The organism is Microbacterium forte, assembly GCF_031885415.1.
In the GTDB taxonomy this organism is placed as follows: domain Bacteria; phylum Actinomycetota; class Actinomycetes; order Actinomycetales; family Microbacteriaceae; genus Microbacterium; species Microbacterium forte.
The window spans coordinates 1,109,026-1,127,076 of sequence record NZ_CP116871.1 but is presented as its reverse complement, the minus strand read 5'-3'; the positions used below and the strand labels follow the sequence as shown (position 1 = coordinate 1,127,076).

15 protein-coding genes are annotated in these 18,051 nt (G+C 66.6%); 9 read left to right on the top strand and 6 right to left on the bottom strand.

Annotated features, from left to right (window positions below):
* Positions 1-21: 21 nt before the first annotated feature.
* Together OB895_RS05590 and OB895_RS05585 are read right to left on the bottom strand one after the other, a co-directional pair.
* Positions 22-768, bottom strand: a complete 747-nt coding sequence (locus OB895_RS05590) for a glycosyltransferase (protein WP_228385677.1) — start codon at positions 766-768, stop codon at positions 22-24.
* Positions 765-2,021: a polysaccharide biosynthesis protein gene (locus OB895_RS05585; RefSeq protein ID WP_311879409.1), complete on the bottom strand. Its 1,257-nt coding sequence runs from the start codon at positions 2,019-2,021 to the stop codon at positions 765-767. The genes OB895_RS05590 and OB895_RS05585 overlap by 4 nt, the downstream gene beginning before the upstream one ends.
* Positions 2,022-2,146: 125 nt before the next feature.
* On the opposite strand from OB895_RS05585, the gene OB895_RS05580 reads away from it, so the two are divergent.
* Positions 2,147-3,133 (top strand): glycosyltransferase, encoded by a 987-nt coding sequence (locus OB895_RS05580; protein WP_311879407.1) that lies wholly within the window; start codon positions 2,147-2,149, stop codon positions 3,131-3,133.
* Between the two features lie 6 nt (positions 3,134-3,139).
* Here the strand turns inward: OB895_RS05580 and OB895_RS05575 are convergent, their stop codons facing one another.
* Genes OB895_RS05575 through OB895_RS05560 form a run of 4 tightly spaced genes read right to left on the bottom strand, consistent with a single transcriptional unit; the run spans position 3,140 to position 7,551 of the window.
* The gene (locus tag OB895_RS05575; protein WP_079112568.1) at positions 3,140-4,087 is read right to left on the bottom strand and encodes a glycosyltransferase; all 948 of its coding nucleotides are present in this window, start codon (positions 4,085-4,087) and stop codon (positions 3,140-3,142) included.
* Entirely contained in the window at positions 4,084-4,482 is a 399-nt protein-coding gene (locus OB895_RS05570; protein ID WP_079112569.1) for a DUF2304 domain-containing protein, read from the bottom strand. The genes OB895_RS05575 and OB895_RS05570 overlap by 4 nt, the downstream gene beginning before the upstream one ends.
* Entirely contained in the window at positions 4,479-5,234 is a 756-nt protein-coding gene (locus tag OB895_RS05565; protein WP_042541955.1) for a glycosyltransferase family 2 protein, read from the bottom strand. Before OB895_RS05565 ends, OB895_RS05570 begins: the two co-directional genes overlap by 4 nt.
* Before the next feature lie 28 nt (positions 5,235-5,262).
* Positions 5,263-7,551 carry a hypothetical protein gene (locus tag OB895_RS05560; protein ID WP_079112570.1) on the bottom strand — a complete coding sequence of 763 codons (2,289 nt, stop codon included), beginning with the start codon at positions 7,549-7,551 and terminating at the stop codon, positions 5,263-5,265.
* A gap of 104 nt (positions 7,552-7,655) precedes the next feature.
* Here OB895_RS05560 and rfbA point away from each other — a divergent pair, with 104 nt between their 5' ends.
* The 8 genes from rfbA to OB895_RS05520 all read left to right on the top strand — a co-directional run bounded on the left by rfbA (position 7,656) and on the right by OB895_RS05520 (position 18,026).
* A complete protein-coding gene (gene rfbA, locus OB895_RS05555; RefSeq protein ID WP_079112571.1) occupies positions 7,656-8,525 on the top strand; it encodes a glucose-1-phosphate thymidylyltransferase RfbA in 870 nt (289 codons plus the stop codon).
* Positions 8,525-9,523 (top strand): dTDP-glucose 4,6-dehydratase, encoded by a 999-nt coding sequence (gene rfbB, locus OB895_RS05550; RefSeq protein ID WP_042541952.1) that lies wholly within the window; start codon positions 8,525-8,527, stop codon positions 9,521-9,523. Before rfbA ends, rfbB begins: the two co-directional genes overlap by 1 nt.
* Before the next feature lie 4 nt (positions 9,524-9,527).
* Positions 9,528-10,943 carry a sugar nucleotide-binding protein gene (locus tag OB895_RS05545; RefSeq protein ID WP_079112572.1) on the top strand — a complete coding sequence of 472 codons (1,416 nt, stop codon included), beginning with the start codon at positions 9,528-9,530 and terminating at the stop codon, positions 10,941-10,943.
* Positions 10,940-13,084, top strand: a complete 2,145-nt coding sequence (locus OB895_RS05540; protein WP_079112573.1) for an acyltransferase family protein — start codon at positions 10,940-10,942, stop codon at positions 13,082-13,084. Before OB895_RS05545 ends, OB895_RS05540 begins: the two co-directional genes overlap by 4 nt.
* A gap of 116 nt (positions 13,085-13,200) precedes the next feature.
* A complete protein-coding gene (locus OB895_RS05535) occupies positions 13,201-15,231 on the top strand; it encodes an acyltransferase family protein (RefSeq protein ID WP_194286021.1) in 2,031 nt (676 codons plus the stop codon).
* Between the two features lie 92 nt (positions 15,232-15,323).
* Positions 15,324-16,460: a UDP-galactopyranose mutase gene (glf, locus tag OB895_RS05530; protein WP_042541949.1), complete on the top strand. Its 1,137-nt coding sequence runs from the start codon at positions 15,324-15,326 to the stop codon at positions 16,458-16,460.
* A gap of 10 nt (positions 16,461-16,470) precedes the next feature.
* On the top strand, positions 16,471-17,292 hold the full coding sequence (locus OB895_RS05525; protein ID WP_042541948.1) for an ABC transporter permease: 822 nt from the start codon (positions 16,471-16,473) through the stop codon (positions 17,290-17,292).
* Entirely contained in the window at positions 17,289-18,026 is a 738-nt protein-coding gene (locus OB895_RS05520) for an ABC transporter ATP-binding protein (protein WP_079112575.1), read from the top strand. Before OB895_RS05525 ends, OB895_RS05520 begins: the two co-directional genes overlap by 4 nt.
* Positions 18,027-18,051 lie beyond the last annotated feature (25 nt).

Here is an 18,051-nt window from a genome sequence, read left to right as displayed (position 1 = left end):
CAGCGGAACCGCGCGGTGGCGTCAGCGCGCGGAGCGGACGCGACGCGCTGCTTCGCGCCATGCGCGGAGGAGCATCCACCGCGACTGCAGTGCCTTGCGGAGTCCTCGCGGCTTCGGGGCCGACGCGTTGGCGTCGTGCAACCGACGCCGCAGCACCGGGCTCTGGACGTGGGCGAGCCCGCGAGCCGTGTTGCCGACGGTCGCGATCCACAGATCATGGGACTCGACGAGGAACTCGGGAAAGGGCAGGATGAGGTCTCTGGCCTCGCGGCGGAACGCCATCGCGCACCCGTAGTAGGGCGCATCGCCGGCGAGCAGACGCAGCTCATTGGCCAGAGAGCCGCCTGAGGGCAGCGCATCGAGGTGCCAGGGGCGTCCGGTGAGCGGAGAACGCAGCGGTGCGTCGTCAGGCAGCAGCACGAGGTCGCCGGCCGCGATCGACCGGTCGCGAAGTGCCTCGACCAGCAGCGCACGGCGGCCAGGAACCCACTCGTCGTCCTGGTCGGAGAGGAAGATGATCTCGCCGGTCGCCTCGGCTATCGCGGCCTCGAAGGCCTTCACGTATCCGCGGTTGGTCTCGGAGCGGATCAACCGGATGCGATCGTCTCCGACAGCGGCCACGACGTCTGCGGTGTCGTCCGTGCTCGCATCGTCGACCACCACCACCTCGTCGCCGGGGTTGAGTCCGTCGAGGATCGATTCGAGCTGGTGCCTGACGAATCGTGCACCGTTGTAGGTCGCCATGCACACGCTCACGGTCGTCGTCATGCGATGTCTCCCTCAGCCGGGGCGACGAGGGCGAGAGCCGATCGCCTCTCCAGGAGCAGATGATGTGTTCCGGCTGTCACGACGACGGCGAGGATCACGAGCTCAGAGGCCGCGAGCCCGGCGATGATCCCGCTGAGGCCCCACTGGGCGCCGAAGACCATGAGGGGGACCCCGACGAGAGCAGCGCCGAGAGTGCCGAAGAGCACGTAGCGGTTCAGGCCTGCCGGGACCAGGACATTGCGGATGAAAGGCGTCGTCAGACTGGTGAGCGCGAAGGTTGCGCCGAACCCGAGGAACACGGCGATCTCGGGCGTCGCCCTCTCGCCGAACAACAATGAGGAGAACACCGGTCCGAGCACCGTCAGCGCTGCGCCTCCGATCAGGGCGAGGGCGGCATGGAGCGCGAAGGCCACGAAATGGCGCCGCAGCCGACCATGAGCGTAGGAGACCTCGAGCACCCATTTCTGAAGGGTGTTCGACAGAACGGTGACGGCGAAGAGGGCGATGCGGAAGAACTTGTCCGCAGACGTGGCCTGACCGCTGGCCGTCGCGCCGAGTATGCCCTGCGCGAGCGGGATGGGTGCAGAGGTGTAGGAGCCGCCGATCGTCTCAGCCGCGGCGACCGAGAGGTTCGCGCGGTATGCGCGCAGGATCCGCCGCCCTGCGAACGGGGGCAGCGGCCGACGATAGAGGCGGAGGTTCAGAAGCAGAGGGCCGGTGAGGAATCCGATCAGCGTGAGGATCGGGTACCACAGCAATTGCTCCGTGAGCAGGAGGAGGGGGATCGCCAGAGCCACGCTGATGCTCACCGGGAGGGTCTCGAACAGCAGAACCACTCGCGCATTGCCCACGCCGACCGCGTACCAGACGACGGTCATGGCCGCAGCCGTGGTCGCCAGGGTGACGAGTGCGGCGACGAGGCGGAACTCGGCGGGGACGAGGACCGAGCTGAGCGCGGCGCCGACCGATCCCGCCGCCACGACGAGCAGGCCGCGGCACCAGAACGAATCACCGAAGATCTGACGCCGGGCGGCATCGTCGGCGCTGAGCGCGATGCGCGCACCGCCGGAGATGTTCCAGCCGAACCCCGCGACGATCGCGCAGACGGTTCCCACCGCCTGAGCCGTGCCCACGGAGCCCCATGCCGCCAAGCCGAAGACGTTCGGGATGATGGGCAGCAGGAACAGAGGGGCGATGAAGGAGATCAGAGGAACGGCGCTAAAGCCCGCGAAGCGTGACAGTAGAACCTTCATCGATGGGACTCCTCGGACCATTGCGGCCCAACACCATTCGGGATGGCGGGGACGTGAACGCGTGCGACCCTAGACTACTTGAGTCGGCTTTACGGAGAGGTCAGGGACCAATGGTTGGAGTTATCGTGCTCGCCGCCTATCGACCCTCCAAGGAACTGTTCGCCCGTCAGCTCGCCTCGATACGCGATCAGACGGTGACCGACTGGGAGTGCATCATCTCCGTCGACGGAGAACTCGAGACCGTCGAGGAGGTGCTCGCCGATGTCGCGGCCGGAGACGAACGCTTCCGGATCCTCGCAGACGGCCGTCGACTGGGCTTCTACCTGAACTTCGAGAGGGGTCTCGCGGCAGTTCCCGCAGCGGCGGAGTGGGTGGCGCTGAGCGACCAGGACGACTTCTGGTACCCGCACAAGCTCGAGACCCTGCTTCCGCATCTCTCCGAGTCTGCGATCGTGTCGGGCCAAGCCCGGCTGGTGGCCCACCCCGGTGACGAGGTGCTCGGATTCACCGAGCGACGGCAGCTCGATGCCGCGTCGACGATGATCGTGAATCAGTTCACCGGCTCGTTGTGCGTGTTCCGCGCCGAACTGCTGTCGACCGCGCTGCCCTTTCCACGTCTCTCCTCCCACACCGTCGCGCACGATCACTGGCTCGCCGTCGTCGGGATGGCTCGGGGAGGCGGCCGCGTCGTCGAGGACGTCGTGCAGGACTACGTGCAGCACTCCGCGAACGTGTTCGGTGATCCGAGTCGGCTGCGTCTCGGCCCGATCGCGACACTGCGACGAGCCTGGGGGAACGCCGTCGAGTTCTCGGTGCGGTACGAGGGCGCCGCGTCGCCGTGGGCGATGGCACGGATGCTGTTCTGGATCTACGTGGGGTGGCGCCAGCTCATGGCCCAGACCCTCGTGGAACGTGATCCTCGCTCGCCATCCGCGATCGAGGCGGATCGGCGCTTCGGTGCGGGCCGGCGGCTGCGCGACACGCTGGGGATGCTGCGTCGAGTCCGGCGCGCACAGGTCGTGCCGACGCCGTTCGTCATCGCGTACCTGGGGAGCTGGGCGTCGGGGTGGCTGATCCGGGGGCGTCGACGGACACCCACCGTGGCGCCGTAGACGGCCTCAGGCAGATTCCGCGTCAGGGAGGGGGCGAGCCCGCCACGTGACACGGGCAGCCTCAGTCATGAGCGCAAGCCCCATCCTCCCCATGCGTTCGGCTCGTCCGTCGCGGAATCCCGCGACGAGCAGCTTCCGCATGGTCGAGCGGGGCCTCGCCAGCATCCACGCGATCAGGAAGTACGCGTAGTCGGCTCGTGCGTCGCGGCGCAGGCGCGCGCGATGCCGCGGGTGGCGCCGCGCCAGCACGATGCGATTCCTGGCCCTGTAGTAGTACCGGAACGGAGTGCTCAGCGTGAGGGTGGGAAGGAGCGCCCCGAGCGGCCCCGGGAACCGGTAGCGCGCACCCAAGCGGTGCGGCAGTCGGAGGCCGGGGGCGACGATGCACGGCAGGTCCGCGTCAAGGCAGCGGAGCTCGAAATCGGTGTCCACGAGGTCGATGAAGAGGGCTTCGTCCATCAGCCCGACCTGGTCGACCACTCCCGCGGGGAGATACATGCCGGACTGGATCGCGTGAGCAGCATGGACCACTCCGTGTCCTGCCGGCGGTCCGGCCTGGGAGACGTCGGCGAAGAACTCCGGAACCACGGGGCCGGCGGGGACGCCGTGAGCGCGAGCATGTTCCCACGCCGCGCTCAGAGCGTCGACGAACCCGGGAGCGATGGTCGAGTCCTGATCGAACGTCACGATCGCGCTCGCGCCCTTGTCGAGGGCGCAGCGGATGCCGCGATTGAGCGCGGCGCCGATGCCGGAGTTGCGCTCCAAGGCGAGCACCAGCGCTCCGCTCGCCGCGATCTCCGCGCGGATCGAATCGAACTCGGAGCCGCTGCCGTCGTCGACCACGATGATCCCGCTGACTTGGGGAGCGAGATCAGCGAGCAGCGGAGGCACCTGCGCGGGGCGATGAACGGTGACGACGCCCCAGACGCCGTCGCTCGAGTGTCGCGACGTCATGCCGGGGGAGCGCTGTCGGCGCCGCCGCCCCGGTGCTGAGCCTCCAGGGCCGCGATGCGGCTGTCCAACCTGTCCACCTCTGCGCGCGACAGCGCCGCCTCCTCCGCAACGCGACGGATCTCGTCCTCCGCCTGGGAGAGCTCCCAGGAGAGATGCAGCGAGACACCGAGGAGCAGGGTGATCGCGAGAGCGAACAGGAGGTTGGCCGGCACCTGAACACCGAGAAGCGAGGTCGCCCAGAGCAGAAGCTGCGGGAAGATCCCGAGCAGCAGGACGCTCAGCGCGATGACGATCCACATCACCGCGTACTTCTCGCGAAGGCGTCGCGTCAGAAGCATCCAGAAGACCAGCACGAGGATGAACAGCGAGAGGGCGATCCCGACGACGACGATCACTTTGCGTCCTCCTGTTCGCGGACACCGGTGGATTGGCTCGTCGAGCCGGTGCGACGCAGCATGGCCAGGCCGAGCGTGAACACCGAACGCAGCAGATAGATCGATGCTCCGACCGGACCCTGGCTCGGCGTGCCGTGGACTCGCGGCCGCATGGCCACGGGAACCTGCGTCACCGTCAAACCCGCGTGACAGGCTGCGACGAGGGAATCGATGGTGTCGCCGAGGTACTCGGCGGGGTAGTAGCGGACATACTGCTCGATGGCTCGGCTGTTGGCGGCGCGGAAGCCGCTCGTCACATCGGTGAGACGGGTCTTGGCGACCCTGGACACCGTCTTCGCCAGGAACAGCATCGCCCAGTGGCGAGGGCCCCGAACCGAATAGTCGCCGACGTCCGCGAACCGAGCGCCGATCGAGATGTCCGCGGTGTCGAGACCGGCGAGGACGCGGGCGATGTCGAGCGGGTTGTGCTGCCCATCGGCGTCGACCTGGATCGCGCGGGTGTAGCCGTGACGTTTCGCATACGTGAAGCCGGTGCGCATCGCTCCGCCGACTCCGAGGTTGAAGGGAAGGGAGATGACCGTCGCACCGGCTTCTCGGGCGACCGCACCTGTGTCATCCGTGGATCCGTCGTCGACGACGAGAAGATCGAAGTCGGCGTTCGCGGCGCGGACCTCGTGCACGGTGCGTCCGACGTTGCGGGCCTCGTTCCATGCGGGGACAATCACGAGGACACGGTCCGACGACAAGCTCATAGTTCCCCGATCCTATCGGATCGACCTGTCACGTGATCGGAGTGCCCACCGCGTAGTCCGCTTTGAACGCGGGCGCGAGCTGGAGCACCTCGGGTGCGCGCCCGCCGCCGAGTCTGAGCAGGACCGAGGGCGAGCTCACGTGCCTCAGCTTGCCGTTCTCGTAGAAGTAGATCTCGGGCGCGCCGGTGAACTGCACGAAGTCGACTCCGCTGGTGAGCAGGGGCGACCCGACCTTGTAGCGCGAGAGCTGGTCGCCCGGGAGCACGTACTCGCGTGGCGGCGTTCCTCCGTTCAGCTGGAGGAGGGTCTTGATGCTGCGGACGTGACGCAGCAACCCGTTCTCATATCGGTAGATCTCCGCGCGTCCGGTGAAGCGCACGAAGGAGTTCGCGGGGAGATTCGCTGCGCCGGTGCCGAACCACTGGACGGTGGCCTGTGACCAAGGCAGCACCTGCAACGGTCTGGACCCGTTGATGGCCAGCAGATCGGCGGGGGACGGGACATGGCGCAGCGTTCCTCCCGAGATGACGTAGATCTCGGGTGCTCCCTGCGGCTGTATGAACAGCGGCGCAGAGACCGTCGTCTTCGCGCGAGGCATCGCGCCGCACTCGCCGCTGCCGAGCTTCGTCGGCTTGATCCCCCCGAACTGACTGCCCGTCACCGGGTAGAGCTTGCCCCCCGCGGCGATCATGTTGGTGCTGCCGCACGAGACGACGGGAGTGAGCGTCAACCCGGTCTTCGTGTTGGCTGCGACCGAACTGCTCGGCACCACGGTGAGGCCCGTGGCCCCGAACTCAGCGGCGAGCGCGGTGTTGGGGACGCGCAGCAGACGGTCGCCGAGAAGCGTGAGGTACGCGTCCTTCGAGCCCACGGAGCGGATCAGGCTGTTCGCCTTGATCACGAGGAGGCCATTGCCGATCGCCGCGGCCGCCGACGGTTTCATCGAGGCGACGTATCCCGGCGTGCCCCGGGAGACCTCGGCCCAGGTCTGCTGGTTGGCGACATGCCTGCGTAGACCTGACTGATAGAGGTACACCTCCGGCTCCGTTCCCGAGCGGAAGAACGACCCGACGGGAGCGCCCTCGGAGAACCGGTCCGCCGTGGCGCCGGTGAGGTTCACGTACGAGCTGAACGAGTATCCGAACAGGGCGACCTGCGCCGCGTCGACGAATCGATGCCGGGTGCCATCCGGTTCCAGAAGGTAGAGCGTGCCCGTCCGAGGGTCGTGCACGTAACGCGTGACCGGCTTGCCCTCGGGCAGGGGATCGAGGTACGTCGCGGCCACGGACACGGCCCCACCGAGCCTCGCTCGAAGCGCGGCGTAGTCCTCGCCCGCGACGACATGGTGACGCATGCCTGACTGCACCAGATATATCTCCGCGCGACCCGGGACCTGCGCGAGGGTGGCCGCAGCGCCGCCCGCCGTCTGCGTGCTGCCGAACCAATCGGTGAAGAACTGGTAGAAGTTGCGATTGCCGTAGCTGGAGCACCCGTCCCCGCTGCCGTAGCCGGCATTGAGCGCCGCTCGATTCGGCTGATACGGGGTGTAGTAGTAGAGCGCGGCAGTCGCCTTGTTCTCGACGCGAACCGGTGCCGAGCCGCAGGCCCTGTTCGGGTGATAGAGGATGTTCCAGGTCTTTCCCGGCGCGTAGTACGTGAACCAGCGTCCCTCGGCATAGATCTGCATCTGCCTGGCCGCACCGTAGATCTGGTAGAAGAAGCCTGCATATGCCGGATCGCACGGCGCCGTGTCAGGGCAGCCCTGACCGAGTGCCATGTCGAAGCGCCAGCTGCTCGGCCACGTGTGCGTGACGAGGCTCTGCTCCTTCTCGAGCATCACGATGAGCACCCGAGGGTTGATGCCGCAGGACTGCGCGACCCGCGCGATGATCGTGGCCGCCGACTCGTTCGCCGCCCCGGTGTAGCCACGGCAATAGCTGTCTGCCGGACGGTTCGGCGTGTTCTGGCGGTAGTCCTTGAGGCAGACGTATCCGCTGCGGCACGATGCGACTTTTCCGCGGAAGAACGAGTCGATCTGGCCCGCAGACATCGTGTCGCTCTGGAAGAACACGGCATCGGAGATGATGTTCCCCGACTTGAACTGCGCCAGGTTCGCGGTGTCGCGTATGGATGCGTCCACTGAACCGGTCGCCGTCGCCGTCGACGATGTCTGCGCTGATGCGGCGGCCGACAGGCCACCGGAGGATGAGGGCGAGACGGCACTGGCCGGCGTCGCCACGAGCAGGGATGCGGCGAGGACGACAGCCGCTGCACTGGCGAGGAGGCCGAGCAGGTGGGGGGATTTTGAGCCGGTCACCTGCTCATTGTGACGGAAATGTACCCACGATGCCAGTGTGAACGATGTGACGCAAGTAAATCGTGTCAATCTGAGTCCCAGCTGGGATGTGGCACGATATTGGGGTGAAAGGCATAATTCTCGCTGGCGGCTCAGGCACTCGACTGCACCCGATTACGATCGGCATCTCCAAGCAGCTGATTCCCGTGTACGACAAGCCGATGGTCTACTACCCGCTGTCGACGCTGATGCTGGCGGGGATCCGGGACATCCTGATCATCACCACGCCTCATGACGCGGAGCAGTTCGAGCGTCTGCTCGGCGACGGTTCGCAGTTCGGGGTGAAGCTCACGTTCGCGCAGCAGCCGTCGCCGGACGGCCTCGCCCAGGCCTTCGTCATCGGCGCGGACTTCATCGGCGACGACAAGGTCGCCCTCGTGCTCGGCGACAACCTGCTGTACGGTCCGGGGCTCGGCACCCAGCTCAAGCGCTACACGGACGTCGAGGGCGGTGCCGTCTTCGCCTACTGGGTGGCAGAGCCCAACGCCTACGGCGTCGTCGAGTTCGATGCCGACGGTCGCGCCGTCTCGCTCGAGGAGAAGCCGGAGCACCCCAAGAGCAACTACGCCGTGCCCGGACTCTACTTCTACGACAACGACGTGGTCGAGATCGCACGCAACCTCGAGCCGAGTGCTCGCGGCGAGTACGAGATCACCGACATCAACCGCGCCTACCTCGAGCGCGGTGACCTGCAGGTCGAAGTGCTTCCTCGCGGAACGGCGTGGCTCGACACTGGGACGTTCGACCAGATGTCGGACGCCGGCGACTACGTGCGCACGATGGAACGCCGCACCGGTCTGCGCATCGGAGTCCCGGAAGAGGTGGCCTGGCGTCAGGACTTCCTCACCGACGACGACCTGCGTGAGCGGGCCACCAAGCTCGTGAAGTCCGGCTACGGAACCTACCTGCTCGAGACCCTGGAAAGAGGTCGTTGATGTCGAACATCCTCGTCACCGGAGGCGCCGGTTTCATCGGCTCGAACTTCGTCCACTACGCGGTCGAGCACACCGACCACACGGTCACCGTCCTCGACGCGCTGACCTACGCCGGCAACCGGGCCTCACTCGCGGGACTTCCCGACGATCGTGTGCGGTTCGTGCACGGCGACATCACCGACGCCGAGCTGGTCGACCGGCTCACCGCCGAGGCGGACGCCGTGGTGCACTATGCGGCGGAGTCGCACAACGACAACTCCCTGCACAGCCCCCGTCCCTTCCTGGACACCAACATCATCGGCACGTACACGCTGCTCGAAGCCGCGCGCAAGCACGAGACGCGGTTCCACCACATCTCGACCGACGAGGTCTACGGCGACCTCGAGCTCGACGACCCCGAGCGGTTCACCGAGCAGACTCCGTACAACCCGTCGTCGCCGTACTCGTCGACCAAGGCCGGCAGCGATCTGCTCGTCCGCGCCTGGGTCCGCTCGTTCGGCGTGCAGGCGACGATCTCGAACTGCTCGAACAACTACGGTCCGTACCAGCACGTCGAGAAGTTCATCCCGCGTCAGATCACCAACGTGATCCGCGGCATCCGGCCCAAGCTCTACGGGGCAGGCGAGAACGTCAGGGACTGGATCCACGCGAACGACCACTCGTCCGCGGTGCTGACGATCCTCGAGAAGGGTCAGATCGGCGAGACGTATCTGATCGGCGCTGACGGCGAGCGCAACAACAAGGACGTCGTCGAGCTGATCCTCGAGGAGATGGGCCAGCCGCGAGACGCGTACGACCACGTCACGGACCGGGCCGGTCACGATCTGCGGTACGCGATCGACTCCACGAAGCTGCGCACGGAGCTGGGATGGAAGCCGGAGTTCGCCGACTTCGAGTCCGGACTGGCGGCGACCATCGCGTGGTACCGCGACAACGAGTCATGGTGGGCGCCTTCCAAGGATCAGACCGAGGCGTTCTACGCCTCCAAGGGACAGTGACCCGATGAGTGAGATCGACTTCGGCAAGTCCCTGAATCGCACCGAGACGACGATTCCGGGACTGGAGATCTTCGATCTGCCGGTCCACGGCGATTCGCGTGGGTGGTTCAAGGAGAACTGGCAGCGCGAGAAGATGACCGCGCTCGGCCTCGCCGATTTCGGCCCGGTCCAGAACAACGTCTCCTTCAACGACGCCGTCGGGACGACTCGCGGTATCCACGCCGAGCCGTGGGACAAGTGGGTGTCGATCGCGACCGGCCGTATCTTCGGCGCATGGGTCGACCTGCGCGAAGGCCCGACGTTCGGCGCGGTCTTCACCGCCGAGCTCGATCCCTCCAAGGCCATCTTCGTGCCACGAGGTGTCGGCAACTCGTATCAGACCCTCGAGCCCGATACGGCCTACACGTATCTCGTGAACGACCACTGGTCACCCGACGCGTCCTATTCCTTCCTGAACCTCGCAGACGAGACCGCCGCGATCGAGTGGCCCATCCCGCTTGCGGATGCCGAGGTGTCTGCGAAGGATCTCGCGCACCCGCGCCTCGCAGATGTGGAACCGGTCGCTCCGCGGAAGACTCTCGTGATCGGCTCGGCAGGACAGCTGGGAACGGCGCTGCGGGCCGAGTTCGACGGCGTGCAGAGCGTCGAATGGACGACGCGTGACGATTTCGATCTCGGGTCGACGACGCTGGCCGAGGCGCGCCGCTGGCGCGACTACGACACGATCATCAACGCGGCCGCATACACGGCCGTCGATCATGCGGAGACGTCGGACGGCAGGCGCGACGCCTGGGCGGTCAACGCCGCAGGGCCGGCCGCTCTGGCTCGCATCGCCGCAGAGCACGGAATCACGCTCGTGCATGTGTCGAGCGACTACGTGTTCGATGGATCAGCCGATCGGCCGTACGCCGAGGACGACCTCGTGTGTCCTCTCGGCGTCTACGGCCAGACCAAGGCCGCCGGTGATCTCGCGGTCTCGACGGCCCCTCGTCACTACATCGTCCGCACCTCCTGGGTGATCGGGAGCGGAAACAACTTCGTCCGCACCATGGCCTCGCTGGCAGAGAAGGGCGTGGACCCGAAGGTCGTCGACGACCAGCGCGGGCGCCTCACGTTCGCGACCGAGATCGCCCGCCTCATCCGCACGCTGGTCGAGACCCGTCCGTCGTTCGGCGTCTACAACCTGACCTCCGAGGGCGAGGTCGTCACCTGGGCCGACGTCGCCCGCCGTGTGTTCGAGCTCGCCGGCCATGATCCGGCACGGGTCACGGGTGTCTCGACGGAGCAGTACTTCGCCTCCGCGACATCGCCTGTCGCCCCGCGCCCGCTGAACAGCGTGCTCGATCTGACGCGAGTGCACGGCATCGGCTTCCGTCCACGCGCGGGAGACGATCTTCTTCGGGAGTATCTCTCGCCGTGAGCGCGTCGTTGCGGACCGCGGATACTCTCATCGCGGCTCCGAAGGCGCGGGTCTTCCGAACCGACATCCAGGCGCTTCGCGCCGTGGCCATCGGCTTGGTCGTGCTCAACCACCTCTGGCCGGTTCGCCTCCCTGGCGGCTACGTCGGTGTCGACGTCTTCTTCGTGATCTCCGGCTTCCTCATCACAGGACACCTCGTGGGGGAGATGCGGCGGACCGGGGGAGTGCGACTCGGGGCGTTCTACGCGCGACGGATCAGGCGACTGCTTCCGGCCGCGCTTCTCGTACTCGCAGTGTCGCTGGTGCTCATGGTCGTGCTGCTTCCCTACCCTCGGTGGGAGCGGGGCGCCTGGGAGGTCGCGGCGAGTGCGGGGTACGTCGAGAACTGGTTCCTGGCATCGATGTCGGTCAACTACTCGGCGCTCAACGACGCGGCGAGCGTCGTCCAGCACTATTGGTCGCTGTCGGTCGAGGAGCAGTTCTACATCGTCTGGCCTCTGCTGCTCTTGGCGGCGCTCGCCGTGGCTCGGCGCACCGGAGGCCCGACGACGCGCCGCGGAGCGAGGGCGAGGACGACCACCGCGCTCGTCGCGGTCGTGGCGGTGGTGGGCGTGCTCTCCTTCGCCGCGAGTGTCATCTACACGATCGTCGCGCCGCCTCAGGCGTACTTCGCGACCTTCACGCGCGGATGGGAATTCGCGGTCGGCGGCGCGATCGCGCTCTTCGGAAGTCGGGTACCCCTCGGGCGCACCGCCGCTGACATCGTCAGCCTGCTCGGGTTCGCCCTCATCGTCTTCGCCGCGCTCGTCTACGATCACACGACCGCTTTTCCCGGATACACCGCGCTGGTGCCCGTGCTCGGCACCGCGGCGGTGATCCTCGCCGGCGAGAGATTCGCGTCGCTCTGGCATGCGAAGGTGACGGCCCTGCGTCCCGTGCAGTGGCTCGGCGGCGTCTCGTACTCGCTGTATCTGTGGCATTGGCCGCTCATCGTCGTCGCGCCGTTCGTCATCGGCGGCGAGGCGACCACCCTGTCGAAGCTCATGGTGTTGGCGATCGCGCTGGTGCTGGCGGCGCTGACGAAGAGGTTCGTCGAGGATGCCGGCCAGTCATGGGGGTACTGGCGTGGCTCCTCGCGCCGGGCGTTCGGTCTCATGATCACAGGGATGATCGTCATCGCTGCTCTCGTGGCAGGCGTTCTCGCGACCTACAGTGCACGTGTCGCGGCCGACGGCCCACCGGACGACCTCGTCGCATCGACCTGCGAGGGGCCCTCGGCGCTCGCACCGGGCGCAGACTGCGCAGACCCTTTCGGGGCCGCGGACTACTCGGTGATGACGAAGAAGAACGAGTACTTCTACACCCCAGGGGAGTGCGGCGAGTTCCTGCCGCTCCTCACCTATGGGGATCTGAAGACCACGCACGAGTGCGACTTCTCGCGCGGAGCAGAGGATCCGACTCGGGTCTGGTTGATCGGTGACTCTCACGCGCAGCAGTGGCAGGGAGCCGTGTTCGACATCGCCGAGAAGAACGGCTGGATCGTCGATACGAGCTACTACGGAGGGTGTCCCGTGGCGGACGTCGAGTTCATCGGATTCCGCAGCGCGTGGGGTGCCGCTGATGTCGAGAGGTGTCGCGAGTGGTCGAGGGACCTCGCCGAAACCGTCACCGAAGACGACCCCGACCTCGTCATCACCGCGATGGCGGCTCGGCTTCAGCTCGTGGACGACGGGACTGACAGGCCGCAGATCGATCAGATGTCGCAAGGGCTGTTGGACTACTGGAAACGCTGGAACGATGCGGGTATCAAGGTGCTCGCGCTCGCGGACCCTCCTTTCAACGCAGAGGTCAGGAGCCCCGACTGCGTGCTCCACAACGCCGACGAGCCGCAGTCGTGCGCACGTCCTCGCGCCGAGGCGCACCCCGCCGACCCGATGGTCGTCGCCGGAGCGTCGGCCGGCTCGGAGTCGGTCAGCGTGCTGGATCTGACGGATCGCTTCTGCGACGCGACCTCTTGCTACGCCGTGGTGGGCGGCATCCCCGTGTACTACGACGCGGATCACCTCAACCTCGAGTACGCCAGACTGCTCGGACCCGACATCGAAGCGGCTGCCGAGGCACTGCTGGCGCAGAGCAGATAGGCTGAAAGCGGCAGACCGTCGACCCGAGACGACTGCGGCGACACCCACCGCCGATACGCCCACTCTTCATGAACCCGACGCGACCGATATGGCTTCGGCCTCCCGACGCTGGCTTCGTGCGCCCCGCGACGCACCGCGCGGACATCGACGGTCTCCGTGCGCTCGCGATCCTGCTCGTCGTGGCGTACCACGTGTGGCTGGGTCGCGTCTCGGGCGGAGTCGACGTCTTCCTGATGGTGTCGGCGTTCTTCCTCACCGCGTCGTTCGTGCGGCGGGTAGAGACCCAGCGCCCGCTCGCGCTCGGGTCGTTCTGGCTGCGCCGCTTCCGACGGCTGCTGCCCGCAGCCGCCGTGACGATCGTCGGTGTGCTCGGCGTCGCGCTCGCGGCGTATCCGCAGACCGAGTGGCCGCGCGTCTGGCGTGAGGCATGGTCGAGCCTCTTCTACGTCGAGAACTGGACGCTGGCGCTGTCGGAGGTCGACTACTACGCGCGCGAGTCCGTCACGCCCAGTCCGTTCCAGCACTTCTGGTCGCTCTCGGTCCAAGGGCAGGTCTTCATCCTCTGGCCGCTGATCATCGCGGCGGTGTGGGTGGTGCTCCGCAGGCGACGGCGCATGATCGTCCCCGCCTTGGCATTGGTGTTCGGCGCCATCTTCATCGCCTCGCTCGGGTTCTCGGTCGTCGAGACGATGCGGGCCCAGTCGTTCGCCTACTTCGACACGCGGACGCGACTGTGGGAGTTCGCGGCCGGCTCGCTCGTCGCACTCGCTCTTCCCCACGTCCGTGTCCGTCCGACGATCGGGGCGATCCTCGGATGGATCGGCATCGTCGGCATCGTGATGTGCGGAATCGTGCTCGACGTGCAGGGCGGATTCCCCGGATATCTCGCTCTGTGGCCGGTGATCTGCACGGCGCTCGTCATCATCGCCGGGCGTGACCGCCCGCGAGGCGGCCCCGCGATGATCCTCGAGTCGGCGCCGTTGCGCTACGTCTCACGCGACGCGTACGCGCTCTATCTCGTGCACTGGCCCGTGCTCGTGACGTGGATGATGCTGAGCGGTCGTACCGAGCCGGGATGGCTCGCCGGCATCGGAATCGTCCTCCTGTCATTCGTGCTGGCGAGACTCGTGTCGATGCTGGTCGAGCGACCGATCAGAGACTCCGCCGTCCTCGATCGATCGCATCGGCTCGGTGCGCTCGTTCTCGCCGCGTCCGTCCTCGTCGTCTCCGCACCGCTCGGCGCATGGCAGCTCACGATCGAGCAGCGTGAGGCGGCGCTGCGTGCCAGCGACAGCGGCGGATACCCGGGGGCGGCGCAGATCGACACGCCGATCGACCTCTCGGGCGCCGATCTGCCGCTGATCCCGCTGGCCACCGCGCTCGATGAGGAATGGGTGGATCTGAAAGGAAGCTGCGCGGGCGAACTCGAGCCCGTGGAGCCGGTGCTGCAAGGCAGCTGTGCTCAGACCGCGAATGCAGCTGACTCGGATGCATGGCGGGTGCTCGTGATGGGGGACTCGCACGCGCAACAGCTCATGTCGCCACTCACGGTTCTCGCCGATCAGCAGGGGTGGGGCATCGTCGCCCTGTTGAAGGGAGGATGCGCGATCGGCATCGGAGCGCCGACGTGGTCGGCCGCCGGCCCGCCGTGCGAGGAGTGGCGTGCCGCTGCGATCGAGTACGCGACGAGGGTGCAGCCCGATGCCGTGTACCTCGTCGTGACTCGGGCGACTCCCGCCGCTCGAGAGGTGCTCGTGGAGGGGATCAGTGAGATCGCAGACGAGCTCACCGCGAACGGCATCCAGGTGATCGCCGTACGAGACAATCCCCGCTTCGACTTCGACATGTACGAGTGCGCGCTGGAGGAGTCGGAGATCGCTCCCGGCGCTGACACAGCATCGTGCGACGTTCCCGAGCCCGGGTTCGCCGTCGGGGAGGATCTCGACGATCTCGCGGCGGCCGAGGGGGTCACCGCTGTGGACTTCCGCCCTTGGCTCTGCCCCGAGGGCGTGTGTCGAGGATCCATCGGCAACATCGCCGTGTACATCGACGACAATCACATCTCCGACTCATACGGGCGCACTCTCGCTCCGATGCTGCAGGAGATGCTGGAGGTCGGAGGGCCCCTCGGTGCCGAGGCGCGCTGACAGGTTGCGTCGAGTCCGCTGCCGGTAGAGTTGTCTGCTGTGTGCCGCGCGATGCCGTGCGGATCTGAGCCTCGTGGGCAGAAAGCAGCAACATGGATCTTCTTGTCGTCGGGTCGGGCTTCTTCGGCCTCACCATCGCAGAACGTGCCGCCAACGCCGGCCGCAAGGTCACGGTCATCGACCGTCGCCACCACATCGGCGGGAACGCCTACAGTGAGGCGGAGCCTGAGACGGGCATCGAGGTCCATCGCTACGGCGCCCACCTCTTCCACACCTCGAACGCCACGGTGTGGGAGTACGTGAACCGGTTCACGAGCTTCACGAACTACGTGCATCGGGTCTACACGACGCACAAGGGAACGGTCTTCCCGATGCCGGTGAACCTCGGCACCATCAACCAGTTCTTCCAGTCGGCCTACACGCCCGACCAGGCGCGGGCCCTCGTGCGCGAGCAGGCGGGGGAGTTCGACGTCAAGACGGCCGCCAACTTCGAAGAGAAGGGCATCGCCCTCGTCGGGCGGCCGCTGTTCGAGGCGTTCTTCAGGGACTACACCGCCAAGCAGTGGCAGACCGACCCGCAGAAGCTCTCGGGCGACATCATCAGCCGGCTCCCCGTGCGCTACACCTACGACAACCGCTACTTCAACGACACGTGGGAGGGCCTGCCGACAGACGGCTACACCGCGTGGATCGAGCGGATGGCCGATCACCCCAACATCGAGGTGAAGCTGAACGTCGACTACTTCGACGAGAGTCAGCCGCTGAACAAGAAGGCGACGGTCGGGCAGCTGCCCATCATCTACACGGGTCCCGTGGACCGCTACTTCGACTACACGGCGGGCGCCCTCAGCTGGCGCACGCTCGACTTCGAGCAGGAGGTGCTGAACATCGGCGACTTCCAGGGCACCAGCGTGATGAACTACCCGGACATGGACGTGCCCTACACGCGCATCCACGAGTTCAAGCACTTCCACCCGGAGCGCAAGGACGTCTACGAGTCCGACAAGACCGTCATCATGCGCGAGTTCTCTCGTTTCGCGAACCGCGAGGACGAGCCGTACTACCCCGTGAACACCCCGACGGACCGCGACGGCCTGCTCGCATACCGTGAGCTCGCGAAGGGGGAGCGGGACGTGCACTTCGGCGGACGCCTCGGCACCTATCAGTACCTCGACATGCACATGGCCATCGGCTCGGCGCTGTCGCTGTGGAACAACTCGCTCTCGTAGACTCGGCACTGTGAGTCACACTGCTGCCGGGGCCCCCGGAACGCCCCGGCGCTATCTCCATTCCCTGTGGCTGCTGTCAGCCAGGGACCTGAAGGTGCGGTACTCGACGAGCCTGCTCGGCTACCTGTGGTCGGTGCTCGATCCGCTCGTGATGAGCGTGATCTACTGGTTCGTCTTCACGCAGATCTTCAACCGTGATGTCGGTGAGGATCCGTACATCGTGTTCCTCATCAGCGCCCTGCTGCCCTGGGTGTGGTTCAACACGTCGGTCACGGATTTCACTCGCGCATTCAAGAAGGACGCGAAGCTGGTGCGCTCGACTGCGATCCCTCGCTCGATCTGGGTGAACCGCATCGTGTTGAGCAAGGGCGTCGAGTTCCTGTTCTCGCTCCCGGTGCTCGCGGCATTCGTGATCATCAACCTGCTGGTGGAACAGGACCCGGCGCACACGGTCCAGGTCGGCTGGGGAATCCTCTGGGTTCCCGTCGCGGTGTTCCTGCAGACCGTTCTGCTCGTGGGCCTGGGGCTCCTCATCGCTCCGCTCTGCGTCCTGTTCGTCGATCTGGAGCGCACGACCGCGCTGATCCTGCGCGCCATGTTCTACGCGACTCCGATCATCTACAACGTCACGGATCTTCCTGGCATCTTTCAGACTCTCGGTGCGTTCAATCCACTCGCCGGGATCTTCATGCTCTACCGGATGCCGTTCTTCCCCGACCAGTGGAACCTCTTCACGCTGCTCGTCAGCGTGGGGATGACCCTCGTCATTCTGGCGCTCGGCGTATGGACGTTCCGGTCCCTCGAGCGCACCGTGCTGAAGGAGTTGGGATGACCGTCGCGATCGAGGCCAGCGGGCTGGGCGTCCGCTTCCGCCGCAACCGCCGTGGGCGCCAGAACTTCAAAGACCTGTTCGCCCCTGCGGCGCGGCGGTCGCGCTCCGGAGAGTTCTGGGCGTTGCGCGACGTCTCGTTCACGGTGCAGCAGGGGGAGTCGATCGGCGTCGTCGGGCGCAACGGCCAGGGCAAGTCCACTCTGCTCCGTCTCGTCGCGAAGGTGCTGCTCCCCGATGAGGGTGCGGTGAAGGTGAAGGGCGGAGTCGCTCCGCTGATCGAGATCACCGGCGGGTTCGTCGGCGACCTGACCGTACGCGAGAACGTCGCATTGATGGCCGGACTGCACGGAATGCCTCGGGAAGCGGTCGCAGAGCGCTACGACGGCATGATCGCCTTCGCAGAGCTGGCGGGCTTCGAGGACACCCCGTACAAGCACCTGTCGAACGGTATGAAGGTCCGACTGGCTTTCTCGGTGGTGTCGCAGCTCGACGAGCCGATCCTGCTCGTCGACGAGGTGCTCGCGGTCGGAGACAAGGCCTTCCGCGACAAGTGCTACAAGCGGATCGACGAGCTCCTCGCCGAGGGGCGAACGCTCTTCTTCGTCAGCCACAGCGAGCGCGACCTCCGCCGCTTCTGCACCCGCGGTCTCTACCTCGACAAGGGCGGGCTCGTGCTCGACGGTCCGATTGCAGACGTCCTCGACAGGTACAACGCCGACTACAACCGCGGCTGACGCGGGCGGGCGGCCGTCCTCACGG